12 protein-coding genes are annotated in these 17168 nt (G+C 64.2%); 4 read left to right on the top strand and 8 right to left on the bottom strand.

Annotated elements, in window-relative coordinates; translation table 11 throughout:
* Positions 1-45: 45 nt before the first annotated feature.
* The 3 genes from MOK15_RS21150 to MOK15_RS21160 are packed head-to-tail and all read right to left on the bottom strand — an operon-like array spanning position 46 to position 5198.
* On the bottom strand, positions 46-1407 hold the full coding sequence (locus tag MOK15_RS21150) for an ankyrin repeat domain-containing protein (protein ID WP_242933640.1): 1362 nt from the start codon (positions 1405-1407) through the stop codon (positions 46-48).
* Positions 1400-2740 (bottom strand): DUF1552 domain-containing protein, encoded by a 1341-nt coding sequence (locus MOK15_RS21155; protein WP_242933641.1) that lies wholly within the window; start codon positions 2738-2740, stop codon positions 1400-1402. Before MOK15_RS21155 ends, MOK15_RS21150 begins: the two co-directional genes overlap by 8 nt.
* 10 nt (positions 2741-2750) lie before the next feature.
* Positions 2751-5198: a DUF1592 domain-containing protein gene (locus MOK15_RS21160; protein ID WP_242933642.1), complete on the bottom strand. Its 2448-nt coding sequence runs from the start codon at positions 5196-5198 to the stop codon at positions 2751-2753.
* A 322-nt stretch (positions 5199-5520) separates the two neighbouring features.
* On the opposite strand from MOK15_RS21160, the gene MOK15_RS21165 reads away from it, so the two are divergent.
* Positions 5521-7032, top strand: coding sequence for an adenosine deaminase (locus MOK15_RS21165; RefSeq protein ID WP_242933643.1), 1512 nt, complete (start codon positions 5521-5523; stop codon positions 7030-7032).
* Here the strand turns inward: MOK15_RS21165 and MOK15_RS21170 are convergent.
* The 4 genes from MOK15_RS21170 to MOK15_RS21185 are packed head-to-tail and all read right to left on the bottom strand — an operon-like array spanning position 7019 to position 13443.
* Entirely contained in the window at positions 7019-8407 is a 1389-nt protein-coding gene (locus MOK15_RS21170; protein WP_242933644.1) for a nucleobase:cation symporter-2 family protein, read from the bottom strand. The two genes, MOK15_RS21165 and MOK15_RS21170, sit on opposite strands and share 14 nt — an antisense overlap.
* 40 nt (positions 8408-8447) lie before the next feature.
* Positions 8448-9809, bottom strand: coding sequence for an 8-oxoguanine deaminase (locus tag MOK15_RS21175; protein ID WP_242933645.1), 1362 nt, complete (start codon positions 9807-9809; stop codon positions 8448-8450).
* A 2-nt stretch (positions 9810-9811) separates the two neighbouring features.
* Positions 9812-10951, bottom strand: a complete 1140-nt coding sequence (locus MOK15_RS21180; RefSeq protein ID WP_242933646.1) for a purine nucleoside permease — start codon at positions 10949-10951, stop codon at positions 9812-9814.
* 23 nt (positions 10952-10974) lie between these two features.
* Entirely contained in the window at positions 10975-13443 is a 2469-nt protein-coding gene (locus MOK15_RS21185; RefSeq protein WP_242933647.1) for a TonB-dependent receptor plug domain-containing protein, read from the bottom strand.
* A gap of 492 nt (positions 13444-13935) precedes the next feature.
* On the opposite strand from MOK15_RS21185, the gene MOK15_RS21190 reads away from it, so the two are divergent.
* From MOK15_RS21190 to MOK15_RS21200, 3 genes are all read left to right on the top strand, one after another.
* Positions 13936-14871, top strand: coding sequence for a LysR family transcriptional regulator (locus tag MOK15_RS21190; protein WP_242933648.1), 936 nt, complete (start codon positions 13936-13938; stop codon positions 14869-14871).
* 84 nt (positions 14872-14955) lie between these two features.
* Positions 14956-15486 carry a phosphoribosyltransferase domain-containing protein gene (locus MOK15_RS21195; protein WP_242933649.1) on the top strand — a complete coding sequence of 177 codons (531 nt, stop codon included), beginning with the start codon at positions 14956-14958 and terminating at the stop codon, positions 15484-15486.
* A gap of 4 nt (positions 15487-15490) precedes the next feature.
* Positions 15491-16069: a TIGR00730 family Rossman fold protein gene (locus MOK15_RS21200; RefSeq protein ID WP_242933650.1), complete on the top strand. Its 579-nt coding sequence runs from the start codon at positions 15491-15493 to the stop codon at positions 16067-16069.
* A 38-nt stretch (positions 16070-16107) separates the two neighbouring features.
* Here MOK15_RS21200 and MOK15_RS21205 read toward each other — a convergent pair whose 3' ends face one another.
* A complete protein-coding gene (locus MOK15_RS21205; protein ID WP_242933651.1) occupies positions 16108-17121 on the bottom strand; it encodes an adenosine deaminase in 1014 nt (337 codons plus the stop codon).
* Between the last annotated feature and the right edge of the window lie 47 nt (positions 17122-17168).

Genomic DNA, 17168 nt, shown 5'->3' on the forward strand with positions numbered 1-17168 from the left:
GAGTTGGCGATATGGTCATGCGATAATTCACCCTGCTAGATGCTGTTAGTTTTGGGGAACGGTTTGCAGAGTGGCACCCGCCATCTGCACTGCGGTCTTGTCGGGAAAGACTGAGCGAAAAATCTGCTTCACCTCGGCCAGGCCATTGTCCGCCATCTGTGCGGCGGTGGCGCCGGATTTGCTCTGGATATCGGTGCGTGCGCCATGCGCAGCGAGGATACGCAGCATTCCCTCCAGTTCGAGCTGGACCCCACCGCCGATCAGCAGGTGGAGCGGGGTCATGCCGCTTGCGTTGGCGACATTAACATCGGGGGCAAGGCCAAGGGCATAGTCGAGCGTGGCCGCGCTGCCGCCGCGGGCCGCCGCCAGCACCACATTGGTGCCATCCACCGCGACGAAGCGCGGATCGGCGCCCGCAGCGAGCAGCAGCTTCATCGCGGTTTCATGTCCGTTGGCGGCGGCGATCAGCAGAGGCGGCGTCGGCGGTATGGGTGGTGGCGGCTGGCCGAAATTCGCTTCCGTCACCCACTTGATGCGCGACGAGCCGGTCAGACCGTTGGGATCGGCGCCCTTTGCCAACAACAGGCTGATCAATCTGGCATCGCCGCCGGCCGCTGCGCTATGGAGCGGTTGCTCGCCGGTCCGGTCGCGTTCGGCCAGGTCCGCGCCACGCGGGACCAGCAGGGCGGCGGCACCGTAATTCTTCTGATAGAGCGCCAATTGTATCGCGCTGCTATTTTCGGGGCCGCGATAACGGCTGTCAGCGCCCGCCGCGAGCAGGGCTTCGCTGGCCGGGACGACACCGCTCTTGATAGCGAAGAAGAGGGGGGTGAAGCCGCCCTTCGACACCCGGTTCGGGTTCGCGCCGGCCTTCAGCAGCAGGGTGATCGCTTCGGTCCGGCCGGACGCTGCGGCCCACATCAGCGGCGTCTGGCCGCGGCTGTCGGGCCTGTCGGCGGGGGCGCCTATGGCCAGCATGCGCGCCACGGCGTCGGCCGGGCCATAGCGGGCGCAGATGGCAAGCGGGGTCGCGCCATCGGCACGCGCCGCGCGGATATCGGCGTGCGCGTCGAGCAACTGCGTGACGATCCCGGCATCGCCCAGTTCGCAGGCAAGCGACAGCGGCGTGACGCCGTCCTGGTCACCGTCGTTCGCGGTCGCACCGCCGGCCAGCAGGGTGGCCACCATCGCCGGGTTCTGGATATTCACCGCCCAGGCGAGCGGCGTGGCGCTGAAGGCGAGGCGCTGGTTGGGATTGGCGTGCTGCGTCAGCGCCGTCTGGGCACCGACCAGATCGTTCGCCTGGATTGCACGCGCTAGCCCGTCGTCCACGGTACGCGCCTGGACGGTGCCGCCCCATGCGAGCAGGGCGAACAGGACGATGACTGGGCGGACGGGATCATGCATGGGCCAGCGCCGCGAACGGACCTGTGCTGTCGCCGAAACTGGTTGCGGGCACATCCAGCAGATGCAGCGCGCTCAGCAGCAGGTTGGACATGGTAGTCCCCTTTTGCGCAACGATATGCCGGTCGCCCGGCACCAGTCCGCCCGCTACGATGACGGGCAGGTCCATATGATCATGTTCGTTGGGATCGCCGAAGGCCGATCCGCGCAGCACCAGCGTGCGGTCCAGCAGCGACCCCTCGCCATCTTTCACCGCCTTCATCCGATCGAGATAATAAGCGAAATATTCCATATGATGCCGATTGATCCGCGCCAGCTTCGCCATCTTTTCCGGGTTGTTGCCGTGATGGCTGAGCATATGGTGCGAATCCGGCACGCCGATTTCGGGATAGGTGCGGTTGCTGAGTTCGCGCCCGATCATGAAGCTGCCGACGCGGGTGATGTCGGCTTGCATCGCCAGCACCTGCAGGTCGATCATCAGGCGGACATGCTCATCGAACGAATCCGGGATGCCCGCCGGGCGCTCAAGCCCGGCCGCCTCGGCGCCGCCGCCCGAGGCAATGGAACGCTGGATGCGCCGTTCGATGTCGCGGGTCGCCTCCAGATATTCGTCCAGCTTGTGGCGGTCCTCCCTGCCGAGCGTGCCGGACAGGCGGGCGCTGTCGTCCATCACGAAGTCCAGGATGCTCGATTGCCGCCGCAACTGGACAAGGCGGCTCTGGGCATCCAACGCGTCGCCATCGCCGAACAGCCGTTCGAACACGTCGCGCGGATTGGCGGTGACGGGTAGCGGCACCGTCGGGTTCCGCCAACTGATGCCGTTGGTATAGGCGCAGCTATAGCCGATGTCGCAGCTTCCCAGCAGGCTGGCCTGGTCGATGCCCAGTTCCAGCGAACTGAGCTGGGTCGCGTCGCCCAGGTGGTTGGCATAGGCCTGATCGACCGAAATGCCGCAATGTATGTCGGTGCCCTCGGTCTGCTTGACGTGGACGCCGGTGATGAAGGCGGGGCAGGAGCGGCCATGCCCCGCAGGCCGATCGCCCATCGCCGCCGCGCTGGGATGGCCAAGGCCGGTAACGACGCTGATCTGCGCGCGGTGCGACGCCAGCGGCTCCAGCGTCGGCGGCAGTGTGAAGCCCGGCCCCTGCGTCGTGGGCAGGAACTGGTTCATCATCATACCATTGGGGGAGTAGAATATCTGCAGTCGCTTGGGCTGGGCGGCGATATCGGCTGCCTGGGCCGAAGGCATCATCGCCTCCAGCAACGGTAGCGCCATCATCGTGCCCGTGCCGCGCAACAGGGTACGGCGGCTCAAGGGCTTGCGCAGGATTATCATCGTGCCAACCTCATTTCGTGGCCGTCCTTCGCAGGGTGAAGGGGGCGCTGTGCACAATCCCTTTGATGACCGTCTGGATATGATAGTTGTCCGCCGCCGCGCTCCGGCCGATTGTGCGAATGGCGGGCATGTCGCGCGCGTCCACGCCACGGGCCAGTGCGTAGGTAAGCAACCGCTCGGTAAAGGCGTTGGCGAACTCGTCCTTGCGCGCCAGCAATATCTGCTGAAGCCCGGCGAGCCCGGCAAATTGGGTGCCATCCGGCATCCGCGCCGACACGTCGATCGGCTGGCCCGCATCCTTCTGGCGGAAGGCGCCGACCGCGTCGAAATTCTCCAGGGAAAAGCCGAGCGGGTCCATCTTCACATGGCAAGCGGCGCAGGCCGGGTTCTTGCGGTGCAACTCCAGTTGCTCGCGTGCGGTCAGCAGGCGGCCGTCATGCTTGTCCTGCAACGCGGGGACGTCTGGCGGCGGCGGCGGCGGCGGCGCGGCCAGCAGATTGTCGAGGATCCACTTGCCCCGCTTCACCACTGACGTGTGGTTGCCGTAGGATGTGACGGTGAGGATGCTCGCCTGACCCAGCAGTCCGCCGCGATGGGACGCGGGGTCCAGGCTGACGCGGCGCATCGCCGTGCCGTTGACGCCGCTGATGCCATAGTGATCGGCCAGCCGCTGGTTGAGGAAGCTATAGTCCGCCGCGATGAAATCGAGCAGGCTGCGGTTGGTCCGCAGCACATAGCTGAAGAACATCTCGGTCTCTCGCGCCATGGCGCTGTGCAGGCGGCTGTCGAATTTGGGGAAGACGGTGATGTCCGGCCGCTGCTGGTCCAGATTGCGCAGATAGAGCCATTGCCCCGCGAAATTCTTCGTCAACGCCTCGGCTCGCGGGTCAGCCAGCATCCGTGTCACTTGTGCGTCCACGATGCCCGGCTGTTGTAACTGGCTGGTTTCGGCAAGGCGCAACAGGGTTTCGTCAGGAATGCTGCTCCACAGGAAGAAAGAGAGGCGCGAGGCCAGTTCAAGGTCGGTCAGGCGCCGGACGCTGCCAGGCTGGCTGCCCGTCGGATCCTGTTCGACCAGGAACAGGAAGTGCGGGGACACGAGGATGGCCTCCACCGCCGCCTCGACGCCATGCTCGAAATCGGACTGTGCGCGCTCGGTGGCGTAGACCCGCATCAGCGGCGTCATGTCGCTGTCGGTGACGGGCCGACGATAGGCGCGGCGGGCGAGGGTGGCGACGATGCGCCGGGCGCAGGCGGCTTCGGCCGAGGCACGGGGCGGCCTGCACAGGAAGATGCGTTCACGGCTGGGCGTCTTGCCGACGCTGCTGGGCGAGAATGGGCCGGCCACGTCGATCTGCAGCACGTCGCGGGGGAAATTCTGCTGCGAATAGCGTGGCGACATTCGGTAGGAGGGCACGTGGACCGTTTTCACGCGCACGCCATCGACCGAAACGTCCATCGGCAGCAGTACCGGCGCATCGATCGGGACCGGCACCTTGTCGAGATCGTTGCGCAGCGTCTGCACGCTTTCGTCCGGCGCGATCTGGCGGCGGAAGGACAGGCCGATGACATGCGCGCCAGCCTTCAGCGGCACGCGGACGCTGACCTTGTCCTCCTTCTGCCGGTCGGTTTCATTATTGGTGTTGGCGTTCAGCCAGCCGCTGACCTCATAGGTCGCGTCATAACGGGCATAATAGGTAAAGGCACCGCCGCCGCGCGAACCGAGCGGCAGGTCGTCGCTGGCGCGCTCATTATAGGCGGGCCGACCGGAGTTCATCACCGACCCGTCCTTGGGCACTTCATAGGAGGTCACGAATTCGCGGCGCGATGTCAGCCCGGTCGCCATCCGGCCGACCTTGCCCGCCACCGCGATATAGCGGTCCATCAGGGTCGGTGACACGCTGAGTACGTCGGCGATATTGTCGAAGCCATAGCCCGAATTATCCTGCGGCAGCTCCCGGCTGACATCGATGTTCAGCGCCAGCAGATCGCGCACGGCATTGGCATATTCGACCCGGTTGAGGCGGCGGATGGTGGAGCGGCCCGGATCGGGATGGGCGGCGGCATAGGTGTCGAGTGAGGCTTCCAGCCACTGTATGAAGGCGGCCCGCGCGGCCGGTGTCGGCTGCGGCTTGTTGAGCGGGGGCATCTCGCCCTGCCGGGTGCGGCGCAGCACCTTTTCCCAGATGTCCATGTTCGCGCCATGCAGCAGGTCGACATTTTTCAGATCGTCGAGCGACAGATTGGCGATCTTGTCGCTGTCATTATGGCAGCGTGAACAATAGTCGCCGAGGATTACGGGCGCGGCGTCGGGGGTGGCCGATGCGACGGCGGCGGGCAATTGCGGTACGTCGTCGGGCCGCGCCAGAACGGATGCCGTGGCGACAAGCGCGCTCAGCGCCAAAATGCAACTGGGCAAAGTCGGACGCCAGTTCAGGCCCATCAATTCCGATCCCATTGTCCCGCAAGCGGCCGTGCGCCGCTCCTTCGTCTCAAACATAACGGACAGCGGCCCATCGTCCGCCGTTCGCCCCCGAATTTGGATATGAGCGCGGACCTATGGGGGAATCAGGATTGCGTCCATTGCCGTTATCGGCACGGCAGGATCGCAAAATTAGGCCGCCCTCCCTCTGCTGCACGACAACCAGCCCGTTAATCTCCAACGGCACGAAAACCGCTCTGATTTCGGCAACGGGACGTCCGTAATATCATCATTGAACATCATGGGAGCGGCCGTCAGAAGGACCGCCGAACCGCTTAGCGGCTTGGGGGGTGACGAGATGCGGGTGGCTGCACTGTTGATGGCGCTGATATTGGGCGCCGGGCCGGTCATGGCGCGGGCGCCCGTCGGCCCTTTGTCCAACGAGGCGCGGACGGCCGCCTATCTGGATCATATCGCGGACAGCCCGCCGCGCCTGCGCATCTTCCTGCAGGCCATGCCCAAGGGCGGCGACCTGCACAATCATGCGGGCGGGGCGAATTTCGCGGAGGATTATCTGCGCTGGGCGGCGGCGGATGGCCTCTGCATCGCGACCGATAGCTATCATATCGTCGATCCGCCCTGCGACGCGCCGGGCCGGATCGCGGCGGCCGGACTGGAGCGCGACTATCCCCATTATTCGCGCGCGATCGACGCCTTTTCGACGCGTGGTTTCGAGGCGGGCGTGGGTGATCCCATGGTGTCGGGCTATGACCGCTTCTTCGCGACCTTCGACGCGTTCGGCGCTGCCTATGGTCGGCATGTTGGCGAAGCCATGGCGCTGACACGCCAGCAGGCCGCCGCCGATCATATATCCTATGTCGAACTGGGCAGCGGCGCGCGCGCGGGCTGGCTGCTGGGCCTGAAGATGGCCGATGCGGATGCCAGCGATTTCGCCGCCCTCTATGCCAGGATCGCGCCGCTGCTGCTTGAGGCCGTTGCGAGCGCGCGCGCCGACTATGACCGTTATGAGGCGGAAGGGGCGGCGATCGATGGGTGCGGGACGGCAACGCCTCGGCCCGCCTGCGGCGTGGAGATACGCTATCTCTACACCGCCATCCGTACCAATCCGCCCGCGCAGGTCTTCGCGCAACTCACCTTTGGTTTTGCCTTGGCCGAGGCGGATCCGCGCTTCGTTGGGGTCAACATCGCTGCGCCCGAGCATGATCCCGTGGCCGTGCGGGACTATGCGCTGCATATGGCGATGATCGCCTTCCTCAAGGCCCGGCACCCGACGGTGAAGCTGTCGCTTCATGCCGGCGAACTGACGCTGGGGCTGGTACCTTCGCGCGATCTGGCCTTTCACATTCGCGACGCGGTGGAGATCGCGGGCGCCCGCCGGATCGGCCATGGCATCGATATCACCTATGAGACCGACGCGCCGTCGCTGCTCGCGCGGATGGCGCGCGACCGGATCGCGGTAGAGATCAACCTGACCAGCAACGCGGTCATCCTGGGCGTGAAGGGCAGGGATCATCCGCTCTCGCTCTATCGCGCGGCCGGCGTCCCCGTGGTGCTGTCGACCGACGACGAAGGCGTGTCGCGCAGTGACATGACCAACGAATATCTGCGCGCCGTCACGGAGCAGGGGCTGCGCTATGCCGACCTCAAGCAGATCGTCCGGGACGGGCTGCACTATAGTTTCCTGCCCGGCGCCAGCCTGTGGCAGGATCGCGCGGGCGGGGCACGGGTTGCGGCTTGCGCCATCATGGATGCGCCGGGGTGCAAGGCCTGGCTGGCGGGGAGTCCGAAGGCGACCAGCCAGGCGAAGCTGGAGCGCGAGTTGGAGGCATTTGAGGCTATGCCGCGCTGATCCGCTTGGGCACGATCAGGTTGAGGATTACCGCCACCAGCGCGGCAGGCAGGACGCCAGAGGTCAGGATGATGCGCAGGGTTTCGGGCAGGTGCGACACCGCGTCCGGCTCCAGCTCCAGTCCGATGCCGATCGACAAAGCGACGCCGAAGATCAGCATGTTGCGTTGAGACCAGTCGACCCCCGACAGGATCGACAGCGCGGCGGAGGCGACTATGCCGAACATCATAATCACGCCGCCGCCTAGCACCTCGATCGGGATGGTGGTGATGAGCGCGCCGACCTTGGGGGCGAGGCCGCACAGGATCAGGAACAGCGCGCCGATCGTCACGATATGGCGGCTCATGATGCCGGTGATCGCGATCAGCCCGACATTCTGGCTGAAGGAGGTATTGGGCATCGCGCCGAAGATACCGGCCAACGCGGTGCCGAGGCCATCCGCGCTGGTAGCGCCGATGAGTTCGCGGTCGGTGGCCGGGCGCCTGGCGCCGCCCTCGCAGATGGCGGAGACGGCGCCGATCGATTCGATCGCGGAAATGAAGCCCATCAGGCAGAAACCCAGGATCGCGGGAAGCGACACGGCAAAGCCGAAATGGAACGGTTGCGGTATCATCACCCACCCGGCGGCTTCGACCGGGGCAAGCGACACCCGCCCCATCGCCGCAGCGACAGCATAGCCCGCGAGCAAGCCCAGCAGCACCGAGGCGGTCGACCAAAGCCCGCGTCCGTAGAAGCTGAGGCCCAGGGTGACGGCCACGACGACCCCCGCCAGCAGCCAGCTCGTTCCCGCGCCATAAGCGGGCGTGCCCTGTGCCATGACGCCGCCAGCGGCATATTGCACCCCGACCCGCATCAGCGACAGGCCGATCATCAATACCACCAGCCCCGTGACCATCGGCGGCAGGGCGAAGCGGATGCGGCCGATACAGCTACTGACGCAGGCGTGGAACAGGCCGCCGATAATGGCGGCGGTAGTGAGTTGGGCCATCGCGATCACCCCCTGCCCCGCGACAATCGGAATCATCACCGGCAGGAAGGCGAAGCTGGTGCCCTGCACGATCGGCAGGCGCGCACCGACCGGGCCGAGGCCGATCGTCTGCATCAGCGTGGCGATGCCAGCGAAGAACATGGCCATTTGGATCATGTATATCATCGGACCGGGATCGGGCGAGCCGAAGCCGAACCCGGCCGCGCCCGCGACGATGATTGCCGGGGTCAAGTTGCTGACGAACATCGCCAGCACATGCTGCACGCCGAGCGGGATCGCGACGGCGAGGCCAGGGAAATGATCGGGATCACGGGCCTGCTCCGCCGTCATGATGCCCGTGCTATCTGCGCTGCCGATATCGGAGGCGAGGGAATGGGTTGCGGTCATGGGGCACTCCACGGGCGGGGCAACGAGGGGCGGGCGGCCATCAGGCGAGGCTCATCAGCCGGGTGAGCGAGCGATCGGCCGCGCGCAGGATAGTGGCGCGGTCGGCCTGAACCAGTTCCCCGTCGCGCACCACGGCGCGCCCTTCGACGAATACATCGCGCGCGCCTGCGGGCGGGCTGAGGATCAGGCCTGCAACCTTGTCCCAGGCGCCCATGGAGGAGAAGTTCACACCGTCCCAGAGGACGATGTCGGCGCGCTTGCCCGGCTCGATCGAGCCGCAGTCGTGACGCCCCAGCATCTGCGCGCCGCCACGGGTCGCGATGAACAGCGCGTCGCGCGGATCGAAGGCGGCGGGGCCACCGATCGCGCGCTGGAGCAGCATCGCCTGCCGCGCCTCCAGCAGCAGGTTGCCGCTGTCGCTGGAAGCCGATCCGTCGACGCCCAGGCCCAGCGGCACGCCCTGTTCGAACACCGCCTTGAGCGGGGCAATGCCCGAGCCGAGGCGGCAGTTGGAGCAGGGGCAATGGGCGATGCCGGTGCCGGTCCGGGCGAACAGCGCGATTTCCCGCGCATCGAACTGGACGCAATGGGCGTGCCATACGTCCGGGCCGACCCAGCCCAGACTTTCGGCATAGTCGCCGGGACGGCAGCCGAAGCGTTCGAGGGAGAAAGCGACGTCGTCGGCATCTTCCGCCAGATGGGTGTGCAGCATCACCCCCTTGTCGCGCGCCAGCAGCGCCGCGTCGCGCATCAGGCCCTGGCTCACAGAAAAAGGCGAACAGGGGGCGACGCCGACGCGCACCATCGCGCCGTCACGGGCATCGTGGAACCGGTCAATCACCCGGATCGTGTCGTTCAGGATCGCGCGCTCCTCCTCGACCAGGCTGTCGGGTGGCAGGCCGCCGTCGCTTTCGCCCACGCTCATCGCGCCGCGCGTGGGGTGGAAGCGGATGCCGATCCCCTGCGCGGCGGCGATCGTGTCGTCCAATGTCACGCCATTAGGGAAAAGATAGAGATGATCGGAGGTCAGGGTACAACCGGACAGCGCCAGTTCGGCGAGGCCCAGTTGCGTCGCGGCGAAGACATCCTCCGGCCGGTACTGCGCCCAGATCGGATAGAGGCGTTTGAGCCAGTCGAACAAGGAGGCGTTAATCGCGCCGGGCAGGGCGCGGGTCAGCGACTGATAGAGATGATGGTGGGTGTTGACGAGGCCGGGCATGACGACGCAGCCACGCGCGTCGATCACCGTGTCGGCGTCCACCAGCCAGGACGTGAAATCCGTCGTCGGCCCGACCGCCAGGATGACGCCGTCCCGGAACGCGATGGCCCCGTCGGCGATCTCGCGGCGGGGATCGTCCATGCAGACGACGATATCGGCATTCCGGATGACGGTGAGGGCCATCCCTATTGCGGCACGGTCTTTTCGTACCGGTCCCAATGGCCGACCAGTTCGTCCACCACCTTCGATCCCACCAGATAGAGGCTTTCCAGCGCCGCGGTCATGCCGGCATAGCCTTCATTCTCGGTCAGCAGATAATGGGCGGCGGTGTCGCCGGGCGGCGGCATGGTGAAATTGCTGCCCGCGCGCAGCACCATGAAGCGGTCCTTGTCCACCCGGCCGATCCGGTCGAGATAGACGATCGACTGATAGGTGCCGGTCTCCTCCATGGCGGAGGTGACGAACTCGCCCTTGCCCTGCGTCCAGTAACGGACCCAGTCATTGGCCCATTCGGTCATACGCGCGCCGTGCCAGAAGGTCATCGCCGCCAACTGGTCGCCCTTGAGCACGAAGGGCGGGCGTTGCGCCATCGGATGGTTGGTGAAGCGCGCCCGTTCCTTCCGGATCGAGGGATCGTCGGGCAGCACCATGTCCTTGGTCAGGCCATAGGCCCAGTCGCGTAAGCGCGGATTGATCTCGAATATCTCGCCCTGCCCGACCGGCGGGCTGGGATCATTGGGGCCTTTGCTGTGCAGCGGGAAATAGCCCGATTTCCAGTCGGCGGGGATTTCGCGCGCGTCGATCTCATGGGCCAGGTCGCCATCGACCAGATAACGCGCCCAGGCGGCCGACCCGATCGAGGCATCCGCCGGATCGATGCCCGCGATGCCCGCGACGAGCCAATAGGCGTGGGTCAGGTCGAACCGCTGGTCGAGGCCCAGCGCCATGGTCGCGGTCGCCGACTTGATGTTGCCCATGCCGGTGACCATGCCCAATGTCTGGGTCTTGGGATCATAATAGAGGTCGTGGTGGGACTGCGGGAAGGGGATGCGCATGTCGAGATGCCGCCGTTCCTTCCACAACTGGAACTCGCCGGGCGCGTCGCCGCTGTCCTCGCCGATTTCGAACATGGTGACGATCACCACGCGGATGGGCAGGGGATGGGTGCAGGCGGCGCCTGGTGCGCAACTTTCGATGCCGGTGGGCGCGGCATGGGCCGGGACGAGTGGGAGAAGCGAGAGGCAGACGCTCGCCAGCAAGGCAGTAGGTGTCAGGAAGCGAATGATCGGGGCCTTTCCCTTGTCATATAAAAGCGGCGCCGACACTTGGCCGACGCCCCTATTTTTCCTCAGAATTTGTAGCTGACCGTCGCCTGGAAGCTGCGGGGCCGTTCGGGAAGCACGATGGTGCTGCCGAACAGTTCGGTGAAGTTGGCTCGGTAGTAGGTTTCGTTGGTCAGGTTCTTGACGTTCAGGCGGAACAGCCAGTCGTCCTTCTCGTAGGATACGCCCACATCGACCAGCGTATAGGCCGGCAGCTTTACCACGCGCGACTGGCCCGAATAGACCGAGTCTACCTTGACCACGCTCGCCGAGAAGGCGAGGCCGCTGTCGAAGGAATAGGTGCCCGTCAGCGAGTAGAGATTCTTGGGAATACCCGCACGCCGCGCCGCTGCCTTGTCGGAGATCAACACCAAGCCGCCCTGCTGGCCGCCATAGATCAACGACGGATCAGTGACGTTGACCAGATCCTCGGCGCCGAAGAAGCTGAAGGTCGTGCCTGCATCCAGGAAGGTGAGGTTGGTGACGACGGTGCGGGTGTAGGCGCCGGTGAGGAGCAGATGCCGGTCAACGGACCAGCGCATTTCCGCCTCGACACCCTTGGTCTGCACCGACTGGTTCACGGTTGACGACTGGATGTCGTGATCCGTCCGCTCCTGCTTGTAGACCGATACGGCCGCATACAGCTTGCTGTCGAGCCAACTGCCCTTCACGCCGGCTTCATACAGCTTGGAGGCGGTGATGAAGGTCTTGCCGATGGCGGTGGCCGGGTCGATTTCCGACCCCTGTCCCGCAATCACCGTCGATTGGCGCGATAAGGTCACATAAGGAATGAGGCCGAAGGGCAGCTTGTAGGAAGCGCTGCCATTCCAGGACCAGCCGCCTGCGCTACCCGAACCGTTCGGGACGACGCCGGTGGGGTCTTCCAGCTTCTCCAATATGTTCGTCGATTTGACCTTGACCTGGTCGTACCGCAGGCCGCCGATCACATCGAGGCCGAAGTTGAAGTCCATGTCGACGAGCGCAGCCATCCCGTAATCGGTGTAGTGGCCCTTGAGATAGTTGGTGAAATTGCAATCGCACTCGGTCGACAGAAGGCGGTCCGACAGTGGCGTATATCCGACCGTCAGATCGACACGATGGAAATATTCGTAATTGAAATCGTCGCCATGTAGGAATTTGGTGTAGCGGATCGACGGTGATGCCTGGATCGAGAATTTACCGGCCGCGGTATCGAACGTCTTCGATACGACGATCTTGTCTTCGAGAACCCAGGATCTGTGGAACTGCGAGAAGCCGTAGCTATTCTCGTTGATGTTTTTGATGCCATCATAGAATAGCTGGTTTTTGATCTCATAGCCGCTGTCCGGCGCGAAGATGATGTCGAAATAACCGGTCTTCGCGATGTTATCGAGGCGATCATTCTTGCCCGTCAGCACGTCTCGCCGGCTAAGCTTGGCCGTCCCCACATTGTCCAGCGCGAGCGGCGCCGTGCTGGAGTAGCAGGCGTCCGTGATCGAGGCGGCGAACACGCCACCGCCGCAGGCAAATCCACCGAACGGGTTGAGGCCCTTGCCGCTGAGTTCCGCCTGCGACAACTGGCCGTCGCCATCGGTGTCGAGTGGCTTGGCCGAGCCGGTCATATAGGTGCCATTATCGACCAGCGCCTGGGTCAGGCGGTTCCAGCCGCCATTCTGCTGGCCTTTGAAATTCTGGTACATGCCGCCGAATTCGATGCGCAGGCTGTCGGTCAACTGGTTGTCGAACGCGGCTTGCAGGATGGTCTGCTTGGTCGACATGTTGCGGTAATAGCTGCCGGAATCTTCCATTTCGGCATACAGGCTGTAGCCGAATTCTGTAGCGCCCAGCTTGAGCGGGCCACGGACCTGGGCCTTGAGGACGTTATAGTCCCAGCTGCCACGGGTGTAGCTCATCTCGCCTTCGGGATGATCGAGCAGCTGGCCGTTCGCACCACGCGCCGACTTTGGCACGAAGTTCATGTAGCCGCCGGTCTTGGAGGGGCCGTAAATCGGCGAGGATGGACCGCGGACGATGTCGATGCGTTCCGATGCGCCGATCGGTGTGGGATAGTTGCCGGGATTGTCGAGGCGGCGGACACCACGAAAATAGACTTCGCCGGGTGTACCGCGAATGTCGAGCGCGCCGCCGACACCGAAGAAGCTGTTGGTGAAGGTGCCGGGCGATTGTGCGACCAGGCCGTAAATATCGGTGATGCCGAAACGTTCGATCTGCTCGCTGCTGATCGTCGATGCGGAGCGCGGCGTTTCCACCAGCGTCTTGTTGAAGCCGAAGATAGAGCCGACATTCGCGACGGGCAGCGCCTCAAGCGCGCCGGTGACGACGATTTCGGCGCCTGGCCCCGGATCGACGGCAGGGGTGGCATCCTGCGCCCAGACCGTCGACGTCATCGCGGTGCAGGACAGCAGGCCGGTGGCGATCAGGGCAAATGACTGGTAACGACTGCCGCGGTGCGGCACCGCATTTCCCAATGCGTGCAAGCGATCAATTTTCGCCATGAATATGATACCCCCTTCGAAGCAGAGGCGAAATTTGTTGGCGCTCTGCTGGTTAAATTCCCTTTTCTCCTCTCCATTTTATTGTGATAATTTATATTTTATTTGATTTTATCGTTTCTATTATTGGTAATATCGCACTTGGTTGGAAACGGTATCTTCTTATAATTCCCGCTCCTGACCAGCCCGATGGGCAAGGACCGTGCCGGAAAAACCGCAGGGTGCCATTGGCGCGCGCGAACCGGCGGCACGCACACCGCCGCAGCCGCAAAGGCGCAGGCCGTGATGATGCTCGAGCGGATGCCCCACAATTTGCCTCCCGATGCGGTTGTCCCCACGCCGCCGACCCTGCCCGCAAGGCTGCGCTGCAACGAGCGCGGCCTCAGTCTCATGGGCGCACCACAAGGCGATGTGGTGTGTATTGCAACTAGGGGCTTGACGTGATGCGATCAAATGCAATGAATTCGACGCAGTGTTGCAAAAAATAGGGTGGGTATGCCGGCACTTTCACGTTTTCTGCGCTATTTCATAGCGGTAGGCCGGCTCGGATCGATCCGGCGCGCGGCGGACGACCTCAATGTTTCGGCTTCGGCGATCGACCGACAGATATTGAACGTCGAAGCCAATCTGGGGATGCCGCTGTTCGAGCGGCTGCCGACCGGGCTGCGCCTGACCGCGGCGGGCGAGATCATGATGGCGGCGGGCACCAAGTGGCAGAAGAATATGGCCGACGTGCGGGCGCAGATAGAGGATCTGCGGGGCCTGAAGCGCGGCCATGTCGATATCGCGGTCATCGATGCGCTGGCCAAGGGTTATATCCCGGCCGCGATCCAGGCGCTGCACAGCAAATATCCCGGCATCACGATCGGCGTCCGGGTGCTGGAGAATGATGCGGTGCGCCAGGCAACGGTGCGCGGCGAGGTCGATTTCGGCATCTTCTTCGAGCCGCAGACGGTTCGCGACCTGGCGGTGCGTGCCTTCGTGGAGGTGGTGCTGGGCTTCGTGACGCCGACGGGGCATCCGCTGGGAACCAGGCGGGAGGCGCGCTTTTCGAGCTGTGTCGGATCGAAGTTGATCGTGCCGGCCGAGCCGCTCGCCGTCTATGAACAGATTTCCGTGCTGGAAGGGACAACCGGCGTGGCGATCGACCGGGCGGTCTCGTCCGACAATATCCAGATGATCACTTCGCTCGTCACCCAGGGGGTGGGCATCGGCATATTGACCTCGCTCGACGTGATTACCGAAGTGCGGCGCGGCATCCTGTCCTTCACCAAGATTTCCGACACGATCCTGCGGCCGATGACGCTGGCGCTGTGCACCGCGTCGGCGCGCACGCCCTCCTATGCGGCGGGGATCGTGTTGCAGGAGATCGAGAATGGCTTCCCGCAACTCAGCTATCCGATATCGATCGACGGTCCCGCCGGACCTTGATGCATGATCCAGTCTGTCGATTGCCCAATGCGTGCAGACCGGATAACGGATGCCCTTTCCCGACCGTCAACGGACTAACCTGACATGAGCCTATCTGCCGAGCCGCAACTCCATTATATCTCCAACGACGCCTTTGTGGCCGACGTGCAAAAGCTCGCGCAGCAGATCGAGCGCGACGAGTGGAAGCCCGATTTCGTCATCGGCATCGGCCGGGGCGGGCTGGTCCCGGCAGTCTACATCTCGCACCAGACCGAATTGCCGATGCTGTCGATCGACCATAGTTCCAAGGTGCCGGGCTTTGCCGACGAACTGCTCGCCAAGGTGGCGGCGAAGAGCGCGGCGGGACTGCGCCTGCTGTTCATCGACGACATCAACGATAGCGGCGGCACGATCGACTATGTCCGACGCCTGCTGGCGGACAACGGATGCCGGGCGGACAATTTGCGCTTCGCCGTCATCGTCACCAACAGCCGGTCGCGCGTGACGGTCGACTATTGGGCGCAGATCATCGATCGGGACGAGGACAAGCGCTGGTTCGTCTTCCCCTGGGAAGCGGTCGGCGCCAAGGGCACGATCGTCGAAGAGGCGCTGTCCGTGCCCGAACGGCTGAGCTGAGCCGATGCGGATTTGTGTCTATCTCGGCTCCTCTCCCGGCAATTCCCCCATCTATCGCGAAGCGGCCGAGCGGGTCGGCAACCTGCTCGCCGAACGGGGCATCGGCCTGGTCTATGGCGGCGGCACCGTGGGGCTGATGGGGGTAATCGCCGATACGGTCTGCGCCGCGGGCGGGGAGGTGATTGGCGTCATTCCCGAAGCGCTGCGAGCGCGGGAACATGACCATCCGGGGATTACACAGCTACATGTCGTCAAGACGATGCATGAGCGCAAGGCGATGATGGCGAAGTTCGCCGACGGCTTCCTCTGTCTGCCGGGCGGTATCGGCACGCTGGAGGAGATATTCGAGGCCTGGTGCTGGTCGCAGCTTGGCTATCATGAAAAGCCGTGCGGGCTGCTCAATGTCAACGGCTTCTACACGCCGATGTCGACCTTCATCGATTCGGTGGTGGCGGAGGGCTTTCTTCAGCCGCGCCACCGGGCGATGCTGCTGATCGAGGATGAACCGGAAATACTGCTGGACCGGATGGCGCAATATCTGCCGCCCCAGACCGAACATTGGCTGGGCGACGGGGACGTTTAACCGATCGCGTCGGTGAGCTTGATCGTTATTATGCGGCTTTAATGGGTGGCCAGATAGGCGTCCAGTCGCGCCAGATGCGCCACTATCGTCTGTTCGGGCAGGAAGGAGCCGGTGAAGCTGTTGCGGGCGAGGGTCGCCAGTTGCGCCTTGTCCAAATCGCGCGCCGCCGCAACCGCGCGATAATTGTCGGCGACATAGCCGCCGAAATAGGCGGGATCGTCGGAATTGATCGTGGCGCGCAGGCCCAGGTCCAGCATCCGGTCGATCGGATGATCTGCCAAATCGTCGACCACGCATAATTTGAGGTTGGAGAGCGGGCAGACGGTCAGCGTCATCCCTTCCTGCGCGAGTCGGCCGACCAGGGCATCATCTTCCAGCGACCGGTTGCCATGATCGATCCGGTCGACGCGCAACAGGTCGAGCGCCTCATAGACATAGGCGGGCGGGCCTTCCTCCCCGGCATGGGCGACGAGGCGAAGGCCCTTGGCTGCGGCGGCAGCGAAGACGCGGGCGAATTTCTCCGGCGGATGGCCCACTTCGGAGGAATCGAGGCCGACGGCGGCGATCCGGTCGAGCCAGGGGTCCGCAGCGGCGAGCGTCTCGAACGCCTCCGCCTCGCTCAGATGGCGCAGGAAGGAGAGGATGAGCGCGCTGCTGATACCGTGGCGCGCCTGCGCATCGGCCATGGCGGAGAGCAGGCCTTCGATCACCACGGCGAAGGGAATGCCGCGATCGGTGTGCGTCTGGGGATCGAACATGATTTCGGCATGGACGACGCCATCCGCCGCCGCCCGGTCGAAATAGGCAACGGCCAGATCATGGAAATCCTGCTGCGTCCGCAACACGTCCGCCCCGGCATAATAGATGTCGAGGAAATCCTGGAGATTGCTGAACGCATAAGCGGCGCGGACATCCTCTACGGTGGCGTAGGGGATGGGCACGCCGTTGCGCTGGGCGAAGGCGAACATCTGTTCCGGCTCCAGGCTGCCCTCGATATGCAGATGGAGTTCGGCCTTGGGCAGGCCGAGGATGAAAGTGTCGAGATCGGTCATCGTGGAACTGTGGCCGCCAACGGCGCCGAATGCCAGAGGGCGATGCA

It is taken from the genome of Sphingobium sp. BYY-5, from assembly GCF_022758885.1.
Classification (GTDB): Bacteria; Pseudomonadota; Alphaproteobacteria; order Sphingomonadales; family Sphingomonadaceae; genus Sphingobium.